The organism is Ensifer sp. GW823-FHT05D09, assembly GCF_058795755.1.
The window spans coordinates 450951-467006 of record NZ_JBXAIA010000001.1 but is presented as its reverse complement, the minus strand read 5'-3'; the positions used below and the strand labels follow the sequence as shown (position 1 = coordinate 467006).

General features: G+C 62.2%; 15 protein-coding genes. 3 read left to right on the top strand and 12 right to left on the bottom strand.

All coding sequences use genetic code 11. From position 1 onward, the window contains the following. Positions 1–35: 35 nt before the first annotated feature. Entirely contained in the window at positions 36–650 is a 615-nt protein-coding gene (locus AC1Q80_RS02300; protein WP_173418907.1) for a CDP-alcohol phosphatidyltransferase family protein, read from the bottom strand. 111 nt (positions 651–761) lie between these two features. On the opposite strand from AC1Q80_RS02300, the gene apaG reads away from it, so the two are divergent. Then, the gene (gene apaG, locus AC1Q80_RS02295; RefSeq protein ID WP_492359528.1) at positions 762–1154 is read left to right on the top strand and encodes a Co2+/Mg2+ efflux protein ApaG; all 393 of its coding nucleotides are present in this window, start codon (positions 762–764) and stop codon (positions 1152–1154) included. A 104-nt stretch (positions 1155–1258) separates the two neighbouring features. On the opposite strand, the gene AC1Q80_RS02290 is transcribed toward apaG, so the two are convergent. The 3 genes from AC1Q80_RS02290 to AC1Q80_RS02280 all read right to left on the bottom strand — a co-directional run bounded on the left by AC1Q80_RS02290 (position 1259) and on the right by AC1Q80_RS02280 (position 4735). Then, positions 1259–2248 (bottom strand): Hsp33 family molecular chaperone, encoded by a 990-nt coding sequence (locus AC1Q80_RS02290; protein ID WP_173418905.1) that lies wholly within the window; start codon positions 2246–2248, stop codon positions 1259–1261. Between the two features lie 241 nt (positions 2249–2489). Continuing rightward, positions 2490–3407, bottom strand: a complete 918-nt coding sequence (gene argF / locus AC1Q80_RS02285; protein WP_209787698.1) for an ornithine carbamoyltransferase — start codon at positions 3405–3407, stop codon at positions 2490–2492. 128 nt (positions 3408–3535) lie between these two features. Continuing rightward, positions 3536–4735, bottom strand: coding sequence for an aspartate aminotransferase family protein (locus AC1Q80_RS02280; RefSeq protein ID WP_173418903.1), 1200 nt, complete (start codon positions 4733–4735; stop codon positions 3536–3538). A gap of 420 nt (positions 4736–5155) precedes the next feature. On the opposite strand from AC1Q80_RS02280, the gene AC1Q80_RS02275 reads away from it, so the two are divergent. Beyond that, the gene (locus tag AC1Q80_RS02275) at positions 5156–5680 is read left to right on the top strand and encodes a GcrA family cell cycle regulator (protein ID WP_173418902.1); all 525 of its coding nucleotides are present in this window, start codon (positions 5156–5158) and stop codon (positions 5678–5680) included. Positions 5681–5741: 61 nt separating this feature from the next. Here the strand turns inward: AC1Q80_RS02275 and phoB are convergent, their stop codons facing one another. The 7 genes from phoB to phoR form a co-directional block, all read right to left on the bottom strand. Next, on the bottom strand, positions 5742–6425 hold the full coding sequence (gene phoB, locus AC1Q80_RS02270) for a phosphate regulon transcriptional regulator PhoB (RefSeq protein ID WP_025425800.1): 684 nt from the start codon (positions 6423–6425) through the stop codon (positions 5742–5744). A 198-nt stretch (positions 6426–6623) separates the two neighbouring features. Beyond that, on the bottom strand, positions 6624–7337 hold the full coding sequence (phoU, locus tag AC1Q80_RS02265) for a phosphate signaling complex protein PhoU (RefSeq protein WP_112809004.1): 714 nt from the start codon (positions 7335–7337) through the stop codon (positions 6624–6626). Positions 7338–7390: 53 nt separating this feature from the next. Then, on the bottom strand, positions 7391–8206 hold the full coding sequence (gene pstB, locus AC1Q80_RS02260) for a phosphate ABC transporter ATP-binding protein PstB (RefSeq protein WP_115418563.1): 816 nt from the start codon (positions 8204–8206) through the stop codon (positions 7391–7393). 13 nt (positions 8207–8219) lie between these two features. Continuing rightward, entirely contained in the window at positions 8220–9542 is a 1323-nt protein-coding gene (gene pstA, locus AC1Q80_RS02255; RefSeq protein WP_209787701.1) for a phosphate ABC transporter permease PstA, read from the bottom strand. Then, positions 9539–11023 (bottom strand): phosphate ABC transporter permease subunit PstC, encoded by a 1485-nt coding sequence (gene pstC / locus AC1Q80_RS02250; RefSeq protein WP_492359527.1) that lies wholly within the window; start codon positions 11021–11023, stop codon positions 9539–9541. Before pstC ends, pstA begins: the two co-directional genes overlap by 4 nt. 96 nt (positions 11024–11119) lie before the next feature. Continuing rightward, positions 11120–12154: a substrate-binding domain-containing protein gene (locus tag AC1Q80_RS02245; protein WP_173418899.1), complete on the bottom strand. Its 1035-nt coding sequence runs from the start codon at positions 12152–12154 to the stop codon at positions 11120–11122. Between the two features lie 194 nt (positions 12155–12348). After that, positions 12349–13605, bottom strand: a complete 1257-nt coding sequence (gene phoR / locus AC1Q80_RS02240; RefSeq protein WP_210264429.1) for a phosphate regulon sensor histidine kinase PhoR — start codon at positions 13603–13605, stop codon at positions 12349–12351. Positions 13606–13752: 147 nt separating this feature from the next. Between phoR and ppk2 the strand changes: the two genes are divergently transcribed. Next, positions 13753–14652 (top strand): polyphosphate kinase 2, encoded by a 900-nt coding sequence (gene ppk2, locus AC1Q80_RS02235; RefSeq protein WP_492359526.1) that lies wholly within the window; start codon positions 13753–13755, stop codon positions 14650–14652. A gap of 32 nt (positions 14653–14684) precedes the next feature. On the opposite strand, the gene AC1Q80_RS02230 is transcribed toward ppk2, so the two are convergent. Beyond that, the gene (locus tag AC1Q80_RS02230) at positions 14685–15860 is read right to left on the bottom strand and encodes a biotin transporter BioY (protein WP_492359525.1); all 1176 of its coding nucleotides are present in this window, start codon (positions 15858–15860) and stop codon (positions 14685–14687) included. Between the last annotated feature and the right edge of the window lie 196 nt (positions 15861–16056).

The following is a 16056-nucleotide window of genomic DNA, read 5'->3' as shown; positions in this document are numbered from 1 at the left end:
ACGGACAGGATGGCCGCCCGGACAGCGGGCGGCCACTACTGCCGGTCGCGAAACCCCATTCGCGCGAGCATGATGCGCGAGAGTGCCGTGTAGAGGCAGACGACGGCAAACAGCGTCGCCAGTACCGAAAACCACGCCGGGAACAGACAGAAGGCCAGGAAGACGGCGATCGTCTCGGTCGCCTCGGCGAGCCCTGTGGTGAAGTAGAGCGACTTTTCCCCCCGCACATCCGTCGTCATCGCTCGCTTCTCGGCCATGATGGCATAGGCAAGAAAACTCGCACCATTGACGTAGAACGAGAAGAGCAGCAGCCCGCCGGCGAGCCCATTGGCCTGCGGATCGGTGAGGATGAAGCCAAGCGGGATGGCGCCATAGAAGACGAAGTCGAGCACGATATCGAGGAAACCGCCGAAATCCGTCTTGCGCGTTGCTCGCGCCACGGCGCCGTCGAGCCCATCGCAAAGCCGGCTGACGACGATAAGGATGGCGCCTGCGAGATAGAATTGCCCGGCTATCAGGGCAGCGGCAACGAGGCCGAGCGCCAGGCCGGCGATCGTGACAGCATTGGCGCTGATACCCCCGCGGGCGAGCGCGGCGCCCACGCGATCCAGCATCGGATCCAGATGTTTTCTCACCGCGCCATCAAGCATCGGCGCAGCCTTCCCGCCGTGTTGCAGGCAACGCATGCAATCCTGCCGTTATTCTTGACGAAACCATATTGCTGTAGAATACCCTGAAAGACTTGAAACAAGGTGTTGCCCATGTATCGCGCGCTCACTCGCGACATAGAAGTTACGGTGGAGCCGTACTATCTGGAAGAGCAATCTGATCCGGATGACAGCCGCTATGTCTGGGGCTACCGCATCGTCATCGCCAACCATTCGACCGAGGCGGTCCGGCTGATGACGCGCTACTGGCATATTACCGACGAAAACGGCCAGGTGGACGAGGTCAGCGGACCGGGCGTCATCGGCGAGCAGCCGTTGCTGAACCCGGGCGACACCTACGAATACTCTTCCGGATGCCCGCTCGATACGCCGTCTGGCGTCATGTTCGGCCACTACAGCATGGAATCGGAAGGCGGAGACACCTTCAACGTGGCCATCCCCGCCTTCTCGCTCGATTCACCAGGGCTCGTGCGAACCCTGAATTAGGATCGAGCGTTTCCGATTTGAACGGAAACGCCGCTCGACATGTCTGCTCTGGCGCATTTCCGAACGGAAAACCGCTTCGCACTTTTCCTGAAAATGCTCTGGCCTTACTGCTGGCGGACTTCGCTCGCCTCGAAGCGATAGGTGGTCGAGCAAAACTCGCACGTCACCTTGATCAAGCCGTCCTCGATCGTGCTCTCGATGTCGTCGGCATGCAGCCCGGTCAGTACCGAACGGATCTTTTCGCGCGAGCAGCTGCAGCGATCATAGACGGCCTGCGGCTGATAGACGCGAACGCCGCGTTCGTGGAACAGCCGATAGAGAAGGCGCTCCGTGCCGACCATCGGATCGGTCAGTTCGTCGGCATCGATCGTCTCGACCATGACCTTGGCTTCCGCCCACAGATCGTCCTCGTCGAAGAGATCGTCGTTGTCGTCACCGTCGCCGCCCGAAAGATCCGGCTGGCGCATGCGGTCCGGTGCATCCGGCAGAAACTGCGCAACCATGCCGCCGGCACGCCAGCGATGGCGCGGCTTGCCGTTCTCGTCGCGGTCGAGCAACTCTGCGACGCCGAGGCGCACCTTGGTCGGGATCTGCTCCGACTGGCGGAAATACACGCCGGCAATTTCCTCGAGCGTGGCGCCATCGAGCGCGACGATACCCTGGTAGCGCTGGGTATGGGCGCCCTGGTCGATGGTGAAGGCGAGAATGCCCTTGCCGAGCAGTTCGTGCGACTGCGTGCGCCCGTCCTTCAAGGCATCGGCAAGCGCTTCCTCGTTGAAGCGGGCATAGGCGCGCACCTTGTCGGGCGTGGCAAAATCGGCGACCACGAGATCGACGGGACCGTCGCTCTTCGTCTGGACGATGAGCTTGCCGTCGAACTTCAGCGACGTGCCGAGCAGCACAGTCAGCACCACGGTCTCGGCGACGAGCCGGGCGACCGGAAGCGGATAGTTGTGGCGCTCAAGGATCGCATCGAGCATCGGGCCGAGCTGGACCGCGCGGCCGCGAACATCGAGGCCTTCCACCTGGAAAGGCACGACATGATCGTCACCGGCAAAATCGAATTCGCCAAGTCCGGGTGCCATCTCAGTCATCTGCTGCTCCTTACGTAACCAGAGAAGGCCGCGCAAAGGACATGAACATCCCCCGGCGCAGCCTGCCCGTCATCCTATTTGATCCCGCCATAAACGGATTTGTCCAGCAGGCATGTGCCATTTTCCGGCCCGTCATGCCCTGCCTGTCGTCGGGGTGCGTCCGTGGTTTCGACCCAGGAACGTCCCGCATGCGGCCTAAATCGGGTCGCATGCGGCAAATTTCAAGGGGCGCTCTCGCCGGTCAGACGAGCCCCATGCACCAGGCGATGATCGACTTCTGCGCATGCAGCCGGTTCTCCGCCTCGTCGAACACCACCGACTGGGGGCCGTCGATGACCTCGTCGGTCACCTCCTCGCCGCGATGTGCCGGCAGGCAGTGCATGAACAGGGCGTCCGACGAGGCGTGTTTCATCAACGCCTCGTTGACCTGGAAGGGCTGGAAGACGTTGTGGCCGCGGGCGCGATGCTCCTGGTTCATCGAGATCCAGGTATCGGTGACGACGCAGTGGGCGCCGGCAACGGCTTGTTCGGCCTCGTGGCACAGCAGGATCTCGCCGCCGTTGTTGCGCGCCCAGTTGAGGATCTTGTCATGCGGCTCGGAGCCGAGCGGCACCGCCATGTTCATACGGTAGCCGAAGCGGGCCGAGCCCTCGATCAGCGAATGCAGCACATTGTTGCCGTCACCGGTCCAGGCGATGGTCTTGCCCTTCACCGGTCCGCGATGCTCCTCGAAGGTCATGATGTCGGCCATGATCTGGCAGGGATGCGTGTCGTCGGTCAGGCCATTGATGACAGGCACGGTCGCGTGTTCGGCAAGTTCGAGAAGCCGGCGGTGATCGGTTGTGCGGATCATGATCGCGTCGACGTAGCGCGACAGCACCTTGGCGGTGTCGCCGATGGTCTCGGCGCGGCCGAGCTGCATCTCGGTGCCAGAGAGAAACAGGGTCTCGCCGCCGAGCTGGCGCATGCCGACATCGAAGGAAACGCGGGTACGGGTGGACGGCTTTTCGAAGATCATCGCCAGCATCTTGCCGGCGAGCGGCTTTTCGGCGGTTCCGGCCTTGGTCGCCGTCTTTCGCACGCGCGCGTCGTCAATGATCGTCCTGAGATCCGCTGCCGTCATGGCCGAAAGATCGATGAAGTGTCTTGTGCCTGCCATCGTAGTCAATTCCTGTCCTCAGAATGGCCCTGAAGCGCGGCCGGGGCCGAAGACTAAAAAACGCTTCAACGCCTCGGGTTCACGCATGGACCCTTAGGAAAATCGCTGCCGATCTCCGGGTTCAAAAATTAGGCTGCGGCAGTGCCGCTCGCGCTTCTCACCGCTTCAGCTGCGCGTTCGATGCGCGCCAGACCCTCGCGCGCTTCTTCGGCCGTCACGGTCAGCGGCGGCAGCAGGCGCAGCACGTTCTCGCCGGCCGGAACGGCCAGCAGCTTCTCGGCACGGATTGCCTTCAGGAGATCCGCCGAAGGCCCCTTGACCTTGATGCCGAGCATCAGCCCGTCGCCGCGGATATCCTCGATCACATCGGGGAAACGATCTTTGAGCGACGCGAGCCCCTGGCGGAAGACCAGGGCGACGTCGCGGACATGCTCCATGAAACCGTCGGCCAGGATGACGTCGAGCACGGCGTTACCGACCGCCATGGCAAGTGGGTTGCCGCCATAGGTCGAACCGTGTGTACCGGCGACCATGCCGGCAGCTGCCTCTTCCGTCGCGAGGCACGCGCCGAGCGGAAAGCCGCCGCCGATGCCTTTGGCGACAGCGACGATATCCGGGTGGATGCCAGCCCATTCATAGGCGAAAAGCTTACCGGTCCGGCCGACGCCGGTCTGGACCTCGTCGAGGATCAACAACAGGCCGTATTCGTCGCAAAGGGCCCGCAGTTCCTGCATGAACTCCTTGGTGACCGGGCGGATGCCGCCCTCGCCCTGGATCGGCTCGATCAGGATCGCCGCCGTCTCGTCGGTGATCGCATCCTTGACCGCTGCGATGTCGCCGAAGGGCACCTGATAGAAGCCTGGGGCCTTGGGACCAAATCCTTCGATGTACTTCTGCTGACCGCCGGCGGCGATGGTGGCGATCGTGCGTCCGTGGAAGGCACCCTCGAAGGTGATAACGTGGAACTTCTCCGGATTGCCCTTGGCATAATGGTAGCGGCGAGCGGTCTTGATCGCGCATTCAAGCGCTTCAGCACCGGAATTGGTGAAGAAGACACGATCAGCGAAAGTCACTGCCGCCAGCCGGCGTGCGAGGCTCTCCTGGCCGGGAACCTCGTAGAGGTTCGACAGATGCCAGACCTTCTCGGCCTGCGCCTTCAGTGCCTCGACCAGATGCGGATGCGCATGGCCAAGCGAGTTGACGGCGACACCGGCGGCGAAGTCGAGATAGCGCGTGCCGTCTTCCGCAATCAGCCAGACACCCTCTCCTCGCTCGAAACGCAACGGCGCACGCATGTAGGTGTCGTAAAGCGGCGTGGTTGCAGTCATGGCGAGCCTCTCCTTCATTGCTATCAGCATCGATCCGCGCCCTGTTAAGCGCGGCAGAAAATTAAAAATGCCGCCTTGCGGCGGCGCAGGCACTATTCCTATTTCGCAGCGCAATGTCAACAAAACCAAGCCTTGCAGTGCCGTCGGACCGGGCTCATCCATGCGACGAAAAAATCACCCGGCAGGGCTTGCAAAAATACAACGCCCACCGAGCAAGTTGGGGAAAACCAAGAAATCGATTCGGCGTGATTCCGCGGACTCTTGCCACGGAGTCCGCCGGTCAGTAGGTTAACGTTCAATTACTAGACGCATGCGGCGGACCTAGTCACCAAAAGTGTTATCGCGTTGCAGCTCCGGAGCCTGTCCGGAGCGTGGTGAGGGATTCTGTCATCGCCAACGCTGAGAACGGAGAGTGCAGAAATGAACTGGACTGACGAGCGGGTGGAAAAACTGAAGAAGCTTTGGTCCGAGGGCCTGAGCGCGAGCCAGATCGCGGCACAGCTTGGCGGCGTCAGCCGCAATGCGGTCATCGGCAAGGTTCACCGGCTGAGCCTGCCCGGCAGGGCCAAGGCTGGCGGCACAGCCGCCGCGACCCGGCCGAAGCAGCGCCCGGCCACCTCGGCGCCGCGCGCTCCGAACTACGCTTCGCGCGTCACCACCCGCACGGTTACCCGCCCGGCTGGCGCCACCGTTCTCAAGGAAGAGGTCGAAGTCGATTTCGTTGCCGAACAGGATTTCAGCGTTCGGACGGATGTGGTCGTGCCGATGTCGCGCCGCCTTGAGCTGACGCAGCTGACGGAGCGCACCTGCAAGTGGCCGATCGGCGACCCGCTGAAGGAAGAGTTCCACTTCTGCGGCAACGACTCTCCGGAAGCTTCGCCCTATTGCACTTTCCATGCGCGGCTTGCCTACCAGCCGTCCGCCGAGCGCCGCCGCGCTCGCTAAGGCTTCGAAGACAACACATAAAAAAGGGGCCGCGCGGCCCCTTTTTTATTGGATGAATGGCTCAGCTCTCGAGCGAGTAGCCGGCACCGCGAACGGTGCGGATGACATCCGGCATGCTCGAAAAATTCAGCGCCTTGCGCAGGCGGCCGACATGCACATCGACGGTACGCTCGTCGACATAGATATCGTGGCCCCAGACGCCGTCGAGAAGCTGCGACCGCGAGAAAACCCGACCCGGAGAGGACATCAGAAATTCGAGCAGGCGGAATTCCGTCGGACCGAGGCGGACCTCGCGCGTGCGGCGATGCACCCGGTGGGTTTCGCGGTCGAGTTCAATATCGCCGCAGCGCAGCAGCGTAGACAGAACTTCGGGCTTGGCACGCCGCAGCATCGCCTTGACGCGGGCCATCAACTCAGGGGTCGAGAACGGCTTGACCACATAGTCGTCGGCACCTGTGGCAAGGCCGCGAACCCGCTCGCTCTCCTCGCCCCGCGCCGTCAACATGATGATCGGCAGGCGCTCGGTCTCCGGGCGCTGGCGAAGGCGTCGGCAAAGCTCGATGCCGGAAACACCCGGCAGCATCCAGTCGAGGATCAAGAGATCCGGCAGGCGCTCCTGCAGACGGATCTCGGCCTCATCCCCACGCAGGATCGTATCGACATCGAAACCCTCGGCTTCGAGGTTATAGCGCAAGAGCACGCTCAGCGCCTCCTCGTCTTCGACAACGGCGATTTTCGGCAACATCAGGTAACGTCTCCTTACCCAGAGCATCCCGTGTTCGATCGAACGCAGTGAGATGCTCGAACATATAGCATCTGGAGCATCCCGGGCGTTTTCAAAGGCACGCTAGAAAACGCAGGGCTACAGACGCAGCAAAGCAGGGCCGCAACCAGGGCTGCGACCGGAGCAGGTTCATAAGCAGGCACTCGAACGTATCCGGGCTTAGTCCTTTACGGCACCCAGCGTCGACGTATTGTCGTCCTTCGGACGTTCGCCTTCCGGCTGGGCGCCCGTCGCCATGTAATAGATCGTCTCGGCGATGTTGGTGGCGTGGTCGCCGATGCGCTCGATGTTCTTGGCGCAGAACAGAAGATGCGTGCAGGGCGTGATGTTGCGCGGATCTTCCATCATGTAGGTGAGCAGCTCGCGGAACAGCGAGGTGTAGATCGCATCGATCTCCTCGTCGCGCTCGCGGATGCTGTTGGCCTTCTCCGGCGAGCGGGAGGCGTAGACGTCGAGGACTTCCTTGAGCTGCACGAGGGCAAGCTCTGCCAGGTGTTCAAGACCGCGTGCCAGCTTGCGCGGGATGCCGGAGCCGGCAACGGCGATGACGCGCTTGGCGTTGTTCTTGCCGAGGTCGCCGACGCGCTCCAGATCGGAGGCGATGCGGATCGACCCCATGATCTCGCGCAGGTCGGCAGCCACCGGCTGACGCTTGGCAATGGTGATGATCGCCTTTTCGCCGATCTGGCGCTCGGCTTCATCCAGGATGGTATCGTCAGAGATCACCTTCTGCGCCAAGGCGAGGTCGGAATTGACCAGCGCGCGGACGGATTCGCCCACCATCTGCTCGGCAATGCCGCCCATCTCGGAGATGCGGCGTGTCAGGTATTTCAGTTCTTCGTCATAGGCGGACATTATGTGCATGGACATAATCTGTGATCCTTGCGGGCGCGTTCAGGAAACGGGGTGAAGGCGAGCTTCGGCGATCAGCCGAAGCGGCCCATGATGTAGTCCTGGGTACGCTGGTCATCCGGATTGGTGAACATCTTGTCGGTATCGTTCTCCTCGACAAGATTGCCGAGGTGGAACATGGCGGTGCGCTGTGAAACGCGCGCTGCCTGCTGCATCGAGTGGGTGACGATGACGATGGTGAAGTTTGTGCGCAGTTCGTGGATCAGCTCCTCGACCTTGGCCGTCGCGATCGGGTCGAGCGCCGAGCACGGTTCGTCCATCAGGATCACTTCCGGGCTGACGGCAACGGCGCGCGCGATGCACAGACGCTGCTGCTGGCCGCCGGAAAGCCCGGTGCCGGGCTCCTGCAGGCGGTCCTTCACCTCGTTCCACAAGCCAGCCTTCTGCAGGCTGGTTTCAACGACATCGTCGAACTCCGACTTGGTGCGGGCAAGCCCGTGGATGCGCGGGCCGTAGGCGACGTTGTCGTAGATCGACTTCGGGAACGGGTTCGGCTTCTGGAACACCATGCCGACGCGGGCGCGCAGTTCGACGACGTCGATCGTCGGATCGTAGATATCGTCTTCATCGAGCGTGATCTTGCCGGTGACGCGGCAGTTCTCGATGGTGTCGTTCATGCGGTTCAGCGTGCGCAGGAAGGTCGACTTGCCGCAGCCCGACGGGCCGATCAGCGCGGTCACCGTGTTCTCGCGGATGTTGAGATTGACGTCGAAAAGCGCGCGCTTCTCGCCGTAATAGACCGACACATCCTTGCCGATCATCTTGTAGGGCACGGTGTTCATTTTCTGATCCAAGGCTTTTTCGACTGCTGCTTCTGACATGATGTTCATAGTAATTACCTCACTACCAACGGCGCTCAAAGCGACGTCGCAACAGAATGGCGCCAAGGTTCATGACGACGAGGAAGATGAGTAGAATGATGATTGCACCGGATGTGCGCTCGACGAAGGCGCGTTCCGCTTCGTTGGCCCACATGTAGATCTGCACTGGCAGGGCCGTTGACGGTTCCATCGGCGAGCCGGGATAGTCGACGACGAAGGCGACCATGCCGATCAACAGCAGCGGCGCGGTTTCGCCAAGCGCGTGGGCAAGGCCGATGATCGTGCCGGTCAGAATGCCAGGCATCGCCAGCGGAAGCACGTGATGGAAGATGGTCTGCATCTTCGACGCACCGAGACCGAGAGCTGCCGAGCGGATCGACGGTGGCACCGCCTTCAACGCCGCGCGGGTGGCGATGATGATCGTCGGCAGCGTCATTAGCGTCAGCACCAGACCGCCGACGACCGCCGCAGACCGCGGCATGCCGGCAAAGTTGATGAAGACTGCCAGACCGAGGAGACCGTAGACGATCGATGGCACGGCAGCGAGATTGTTGATGTTGACCTCGATCAGGTCGGTCAGCCTGTTCTTAGGCGCAAACTCTTCGAGATAGATCGAGGCGGCGACACCGATCGGCAGCGACAGCACCAGCACGATCAGCATCATGTAGAGAGAGCCCAGAGCGGCAACACCCACACCGGCGGCTTCCGGACGGCTGGACGCACCGAAGGTGAAGATGCCGGTGTTGAAGCTCTTCTTCAGGACGCCGGCGCTGGCCAGCTCGTTCATCCAGGTGACCTGCTGGTCCTTGACCTTGCGCTTGCTCTGGTCGACCGCCAGGTCGATCTGCCCCTTGAAGGCGGAGTCGACATTGGCTTCTGCGAGCAACGTCACCGGTATGGTCTTGCCGATGACCGTGGGGTCGGCGACGACGATGTCGCGCAACAGCGTGCGGGAACTCGCCGAGACCATGTCGGTCGCCTGCTTGACCAGCGGACGCTTGCTTGCGTCGATGCCGAGCTGCTTGATCAGCGCATCGCGCACCAGGAGCGGATAGTTGGCGGTCATCAGCACCTTGCCGTCGGTCGTACGCTCACCCTTGGGGTCGATGACCTTTTCGGTGAATTCGATCGGCAGCGTGATCGTCGTCTGCTGGAACGCGGTGTAGCCGTTGGAGAACACGGTCCACAGCAGCAGGGCGAGGAAGAATAGACCGAGGCTTATGGCGCCGATGCCATAGGCACGGAACCGACGCTCGGCGGCGTAGCGGCGCTTGATGCCGATATCGCGCTTTGCGGATGCGGGACGGGTGGAGATCCGGACGGCCGGGGAAGCGATGTCGGTCATTCGTACTGTTCCCGATATTTGCGCACGATGTAGAGCGCATAAATGTTGAGGCCGAGCGTGATGACGAAGAGCGTGATACCGAGCGCAAACGCGACGAGCGTCTGCGGCGAGGTGAACTCAAGGTCGCCCGTCAACTGGTTGACGATCTTGACCGTCACCGTCGTCATCGGCTCGAAGGGATTGATCTGCATGCGGGCGGCGACACCGGCGGCCAGCACCACGATCATCGTTTCGCCGACGGCACGCGAGGCGGTCAACAGCAGAGCGCCGACGATGCCCGGAAGTGCTGCGGGAAGGATGACCTTCTTGACCGTTTCGGAACGGGTGGCACCGAGACCGAGCGATCCGTCACGCAGCGCCCGCGGCACCTGGGTGATGATGTCGTCCGACAGCGAGGAAACGAACGGGATCAGCATGATGCCCATGACGATGCCGGCGGTCAGCACGCTCTGTGCCTGGATGAAGTTCTGATAGTTGCCGGTAACCAGACCGTTCAGCTGGGCGGAAATATCGCGCAGGAACGGGCCGACGGTCACGAGTGCGAAGAAACCGTAGACGATGGTCGGGATGCCCGCCAACACTTCCAGCAGCGGCTTTGCCGTCGAACGTAGGCGCGGGCTTGCATATTCCGCCATGTAGATGGCTGCGAAAAGACCGATCGGCACCGCGAAGAGCATGGCGACGAAGGCGATGTAGAGCGTGCCGGCGAGCAGCGGGATCAGGCCGAACTGGCCGGAGGCGCCGCCACTGCCTGCAGCCGCAAACCGCGGGTCCCAGACGGTGCCGAAGAAGAACTCGAAGGGCGAAACCATGGTGAAGAAGCGGCCCGCTTCCGACAGCATCGAAGCGATGATGCCGACCGTGGTCAGGATGGCGATCGACGAGGCGACGACCAGTGCGCCGAGCATGACGCGCTCGACCTGATTGCGAGCGCGGAAACGGGTGGCGATGTTGCGGATGGCATAAACGCCGCCGGCAATGGCGATCAGCAGCACGACCGCGCTCATCAGCCAGCGATTGGTGACGGTCATCGCGTTGAAATGCTGGGCAGCAGTGATCATGTAGGGCTCACCCTCACCCGCCAGGGCCACGCCCTTGGCAGCAAGCGTGGAGCGAAGATTGGCCGAACCGCTTTCAAGCGCGGAAACTTCTTCGGCCGTCAGCCGCCTCAGTCCACCGGCAACCGACTTGACCTGGCCAAGTGCCAGTTCGACAGTCGCGCCACCCTGCGCCTGCACCGTTTCTGGCAACACCGCCCGGGTGCTGGAGTCGATATAGACAGGTGCAGCGACGAGCCAGGCACCGAGCACCAGGGCTGCCGGGAGGATCGCCCAGATCGCAACGTAACTGCCATGATAGCCGGGCAAGGAATGCAGATTGGAGAGCTTGCCGCCAGCCTGCGCGAAGGAGCGCGCACGGCCCGCAAAATAAGAAATAAAGCCAATTAAAACAATGAGCAAAAGAAGAAATGAAGTACTCATCGGCACGTCTCCGCGGCGTGGCGCTCAAGGCGCTGCCGGCAGTTCGGATGGAGGCATGCCCCGGCGCGAGCAATGTCGCGCCGGGGCTTGTCAGTATCAGAGCATGTTGCCGGCTGCGAAAGCCTTGCGGATCTCTTCGCGCTCGGCATCCGGAGCAGCGACGAGGCCGTATTCGGCAAGCGGGCTTTCCGGGCCGATCATCTGATCGTCGAGGAAGAACTCAACATATTCCTTGAGGCCCGGGATAACGCCGAGGTGCGCCTTCTTGACGTAGAAGTAGAGCGGGCGCGAAACCGGGTATTCGCCGGAAGCGATCGTTTCGGTCGACGGAACGATGCCGTTGACGGTGGCGACCTTCAGCTTGTCGGCGTTGTTTTCATAGAAAGACAGGCCGAAGACGCCGATGCCGTTCTTGTTGGCGGCGATACGCGCCAGCGTTTCGGTGTAATCGCCGTCGATGTCGACAGCCAGGCCGTCCTTGCGGACTGCGACGCACTTGCTGTGCTGCTGCTTTTCATCGGCAACGGCAGCCTTGATGACGTCGAGGGCGCCGGCTTCCTTGCAGCCTGCAGCCAGGATCTTCTCTTCGAAGACTTCGCGCGTGCCGTGCTTTTCGCCCGGGATGAAGGCGGCGATATCGGCGTCCGGCAGAGCGGCGTTGACTTCAGACCACTTCTTGTAGGGGTTGGCGACGAGCTTGCCGTCGACGACGACTTCAGCAGCCAGACCCTTGTAGAGATCGACGGGCTTCAGAGCGAGGTCGGCATTGCCGGCGTCGGTTGCGAAAACGATACCGTCGTAACCGATCTGGATTTCCTGGATTTCGGTGACGCCGGCGGCCTTGCAGGCCTCGACTTCGCTGTCCTTGATCTTGCGCGAGGAGTTGGCGATGTCGATGGTGTCAGGGCCGACGCCCTTGCAGAATTCCTTCAGGCCAGCCGAGGAGCCGCCGGATTCAACAACCGGGGTCTTGAAGTCCGGGAAGGTCTCGCCGAACGTCTCGGCGACGATCTTTGCGTAGGGAAGAACCGTCGAGGAGCCGGCGACCTGAACCTGATCGCGCGCGACAGCCACGCCAGCGAACGCGGCGGATGCGACGAGCGCCGCGACAGTGAGTTTAAGAGCTTTCATAAAAGTTCTCCCGGAATGGGCTTGTGTTGAGTGCGCCAAGCGTTGCAGCGCTCTTCGCCGTCTGATCGGCTGCCCCTAACTAGCCGCCGATAGCCACACCTTTTATGTCAGTTTCGCGAAACATTTATGACAGCTCATGTCATTGAAAATCATAATGAAAAATGAACAGCGCAACGTTATCCAGCGCCAATATGTCAAAAACGCACGGTAAACACCGTGCCCTTGCCCAGCTCCGAGTGGATCAGGAGCCGCGCACGATGGCGGGTCAGGATGTGCTTGACGATCGCAAGGCCGAGACCGGTGCCCTTTTTCGAGCGGCTCGCCTCGACATTGACGCGGTAGAACCGCTCGGTGATGCGCGGCACATGTTCGGCGGGAATGCCGGGGCCATAGTCTCTGACGACGACCTCGGCCTGCCCGCCTTCGCCGCCGGAAAGCTCGACATCGACCTTCTTGCCTTCCTGGCCGTATTTGCAGGCGTTCTCGATCAGGTTCTCGAACACCTCGGTCAGCTCGTCGCGGTCCCCCTGAACGACAACGGGACTATCCGGCATCGTCAGCGTGATCGTCACGTCGAGATCGCTCGCAAGCGGCGCAAGACTGTCACGGACATGGCCGAGCAGCGGGCGCAGGTCGATCGTATCGTCAGGTGCGATGTGGGATTTCAGCTCCAGCCGCGACAAGGACAGGAGGTCGTCGACAAGCCGGCTCATACGCGTCGCCTGCTCGTGCATGATGCCGAAGAACTTTTCCTGCGCCTTCAGATCGTTGCGCGCCGGGCCTTGCATCGTCTCGATGAAGCCGCGCAACGATGCCAGCGGCGTGCGTAGCTCGTGGCTGGCATTCGCAACGAAATCCGAGCGCATGCGATCGATGCGGCGGGCCTGCGAGATGTCGCGGTAGGTGAGCAGGAAGACCCGGCTCCACGGACCGTCGCCGCCGATTTCGGCGGGCGCCACCCTGACCACGTAGACCGCATCGGACGGCAGACGCTCGGTGTGTTCGATCTGGTTGATCTTGCCGGTCGCGATCGTCTCGCGAACCATATCGAGAATGCCGGGCGAACGGACGCGGGCTGCGAGATAGCTGTTGGGCGGAATGGTGCCGAAAGCCTTTTCGGCCGCGATATTCTGGAAGACGACGGTTTCATCGACCGCCACGACCAGAACCGGCATATCGAGCGCGTTCAAGGCCGGGATCAGCGCGTCGCTGGCGCCACCCGTCACGGCTGCCACCTTGGCCGCTTTTGCGGCCTTTGGCAGCGCCGAGGGCGCACTGCGGTTGAGCAGGGCGGCGGCAAGCACGATCCAGAACGGCAGGACAGCGAGAAAATGAATGCCAGCAATGGTCGCAAGGACTGCCAGCAGCGCCGTCAGGCCGAGCAGCCAGCGCTCCGCCTTCAACCGCGGCACGAGCGTCCGCCAGAACGCCTTGGAACCGTCCAGCACCATATCCTCATGAATCACTTTGGTCTTCCTCCCGGCCTCAAATGGTCGAGAGATAACGACGCTTCATGACATGATTTTCACGACGCGCTTGAATCCGCAATGCAATTGTGGCCTCCTCACAGGAAATCGCTCGGGCTGGAGGAAGACCACATGGCGTCAACGCAGGCGGCAACGAAGGCCGAAAGCCGGGCGGTGGAGCTCGATATCGGCGGCAAGAAGCGGCTCTTCGACGTCGACAACCCGGAATTGCCGAAGTGGATCGACGAGGCGGCCTTTGCCTCCGGCGGCTTTCCCTACAAGAAGAAGCTCGACGACGACGACGACTACCTGAAGACGCTGGAAACGCTTCAGATCGAACTGGTCAAGCTGCAGCTCTGGCAGCAGGCGACCGGCAAGCGCATCATCGCGCTGTTCGAGGGCCGGGACGCGGCCGGCAAGGGCGGCGCCATCCATGCCACCAGCAGCAACCTTAATCCCCGCTGGGCCCGCGTGGTCGCCTTGACGAAGCCGACCGAGACCGAGCGTGGGCAATGGTACTTCCAGCGCTACATCGCGACCATGCCGACAGCGGGCGAACTCGTGCTCTACGACCGCTCCTGGTACAACCGCGCCGGCGTCGAGCCGGTCATGGGCTTCTGCACGCCAGAGCAGCACGAACAATTTCTCAAGCAGGTGCCGCGCTTCGAGAAGATGATCGTGCACGAGGGCATTCAATTGTTCAAATTCTGGATCGATATCGGCCGCGAAATGCAGCTCAAGCGCTTTCACGACCGTCGCCATGATCCGTTGAAGATCTGGAAGCTGTCGCCGATGGATATCGCAGCACTCAACAAATGGGACGACTACACCGAGAAGCGCGACCAGATGCTGAAGGCGACCCACACCGACCATGCGCCGTGGACAATCGTGCGGGGCAACGACAAACGACGCGAACGGATCAATCTCATTCGCCACATCCTGTCCAAGCTCGATTACGAGGGCAAGGACAAGGACGCAATCGGCGAGATCGACGACAAGATCGTCGGTTCAGGCCCCGGCTTCCTGAAATAGCCGAAGCCGGCGAGCCGGCCTTTCGTGCAGGCTTATTGGCCCGGCAGGACGCGGATGGCGTAAAGGTTCAAGCCCTTGCCGCCGCCGCTGATGTCGCTGTTGATGACGATCTGCCCGGCAGCGCTTGGCGCGAGGCCTCGGTCGAACGTCACCTTGAACAGCATGTCGACCCGCTCATCATGCAGGGTGAAACGGTGTCGGCCGCACTCACCGAGCGAAGAGAAGTTGCACTCCACCGCGAACTCCGTCGACTTGCCGGGTGTGGCCTGTACCGTCAGCGCCAGCGTCGACGTCTTGCCCGAAAGTTCGGCCAGGATCGCCGCAGGAATCTCGATGGTCACGTCGCCGTCCGCATCGGCATCGCCAGAGGTCAGCAGGATGCGCTGGCCGCCGTCGTCATTGACAGGCTCGGCAGTCGCCTGCGGGCCGGGCGTGATCGCCCCTGTCTTGCCGGGCGTGTACACCTCGACCCAATCGCCGGTGAAGCCTTCCTGGGCGCCGAGCGTCGGCAGACCGGCAGCCCCGTCGAAATCCTGTGACGCCACGGTTGCCGGCGGATTGGCGACATTGGTGTCGCGCGCGGCCGGCGACTGAAGAAGATTGTTGGTCTCGACCCACCAGACGGCGGCGACGACCGCAGCCAACAGCGTTGCGACGACCATGGCAAGCGACAGCAGGCTCCCACGCTTGCGTCGACGCTTGCGGCCATCGGTTGCGCGCAATTCCGGCGCGACCGCTCCCCTGCCTTCATTCGACTGCCTGGCCGCAACCTCGCCGGCCGCAGCCGTCGAAACGACAGGGCCGTCGCGGTCGGCACGAAGGCCACCAAGTCCACCGTCATTCTGTCCGTCGCGCGGAGTCTGGCCGGCAAAAGCCGGCTCGCGGCGGCCATCGGAAGGCGCGGACGGCTGCGGTTCGGACCTTGCCGCTGCCGCAGCGCGCGGTGCGACAGCATCATCGAGGCTGACAGACGGGGCCGGCGCCGGGCGCGCCTTCAGGGCTGCGCGCTCCTCGGTCTCGATCGCGTGGATGACCGCTTCCAGCCGATGGCGCTGCTGGGCGACGACGTTCTGGTCCTCGATCCCCTGCTTCTGCAGCCCGGTTTCGAGCGCCTGGCGCGCGGATTGATAGATGCGCGCCCGCGTCTCGGCGTTGGTCCTGTCGGAGCGCTCCAGCGCATTTCGGATTGCAGTCTCGAGTCCGCTCACGTCAAATCCTTCTGTGCATACCGGGCCTTACAACACCGCGCGTCAAATCTGGCGCGCAAAGGACGCTGTAACGCTTTAAATCTGCTGCATAATCCTAGCCTTAAATCGGATCCGATTTAAAGGATTATGCCGTAGCCCCGCCGGCGCTCGTCATTTCGATCGGCGCCTTCTTTGTCATCCGCAAGCTCTTATCGGT

What these genes read in the sequence shown, in the direction of transcription:
- AC1Q80_RS02300 (WP_173418907.1), bottom strand. Translation starts at nt 650, where the DNA reads ATGCTTGATGGCGCGGTGAGAAAACATCTGGATCCGATGCTGGATCGC.
- apaG (WP_492359528.1), top strand. Translation starts at nt 762, where the DNA reads ATGTATCGCGCGCTCACTCGCGACATAGAAGTTACGGTGGAGCCGTAC.
- AC1Q80_RS02290 (WP_173418905.1), bottom strand. Translation starts at nt 2,248, where the DNA reads ATGACTGAGATGGCACCCGGACTTGGCGAATTCGATTTTGCCGGTGAC.
- argF (WP_209787698.1), bottom strand. Translation starts at nt 3,407, where the DNA reads ATGGCAGGCACAAGACACTTCATCGATCTTTCGGCCATGACGGCAGCG.
- AC1Q80_RS02280 (WP_173418903.1), bottom strand. Translation starts at nt 4,735, where the DNA reads ATGACTGCAACCACGCCGCTTTACGACACCTACATGCGTGCGCCGTTG.
- AC1Q80_RS02275 (WP_173418902.1), top strand. Translation starts at nt 5,156, where the DNA reads ATGAACTGGACTGACGAGCGGGTGGAAAAACTGAAGAAGCTTTGGTCC.
- phoB (WP_025425800.1), bottom strand. Translation starts at nt 6,425, where the DNA reads ATGTTGCCGAAAATCGCCGTTGTCGAAGACGAGGAGGCGCTGAGCGTG.
- pstB (WP_115418563.1), bottom strand. Translation starts at nt 8,206, where the DNA reads ATGAACATCATGTCAGAAGCAGCAGTCGAAAAAGCCTTGGATCAGAAA.
- pstA (WP_209787701.1), bottom strand. Translation starts at nt 9,542, where the DNA reads ATGACCGACATCGCTTCCCCGGCCGTCCGGATCTCCACCCGTCCCGCA.
- pstC (WP_492359527.1), bottom strand. Translation starts at nt 11,023, where the DNA reads ATGAGTACTTCATTTCTTCTTTTGCTCATTGTTTTAATTGGCTTTATT.
- AC1Q80_RS02245 (WP_173418899.1), bottom strand. Translation starts at nt 12,154, where the DNA reads ATGAAAGCTCTTAAACTCACTGTCGCGGCGCTCGTCGCATCCGCCGCG.
- phoR (WP_210264429.1), bottom strand. Translation starts at nt 13,605, where the DNA reads ATGGTGCTGGACGGTTCCAAGGCGTTCTGGCGGACGCTCGTGCCGCGG.
- ppk2 (WP_492359526.1), top strand. Translation starts at nt 13,753, where the DNA reads ATGGCGTCAACGCAGGCGGCAACGAAGGCCGAAAGCCGGGCGGTGGAG.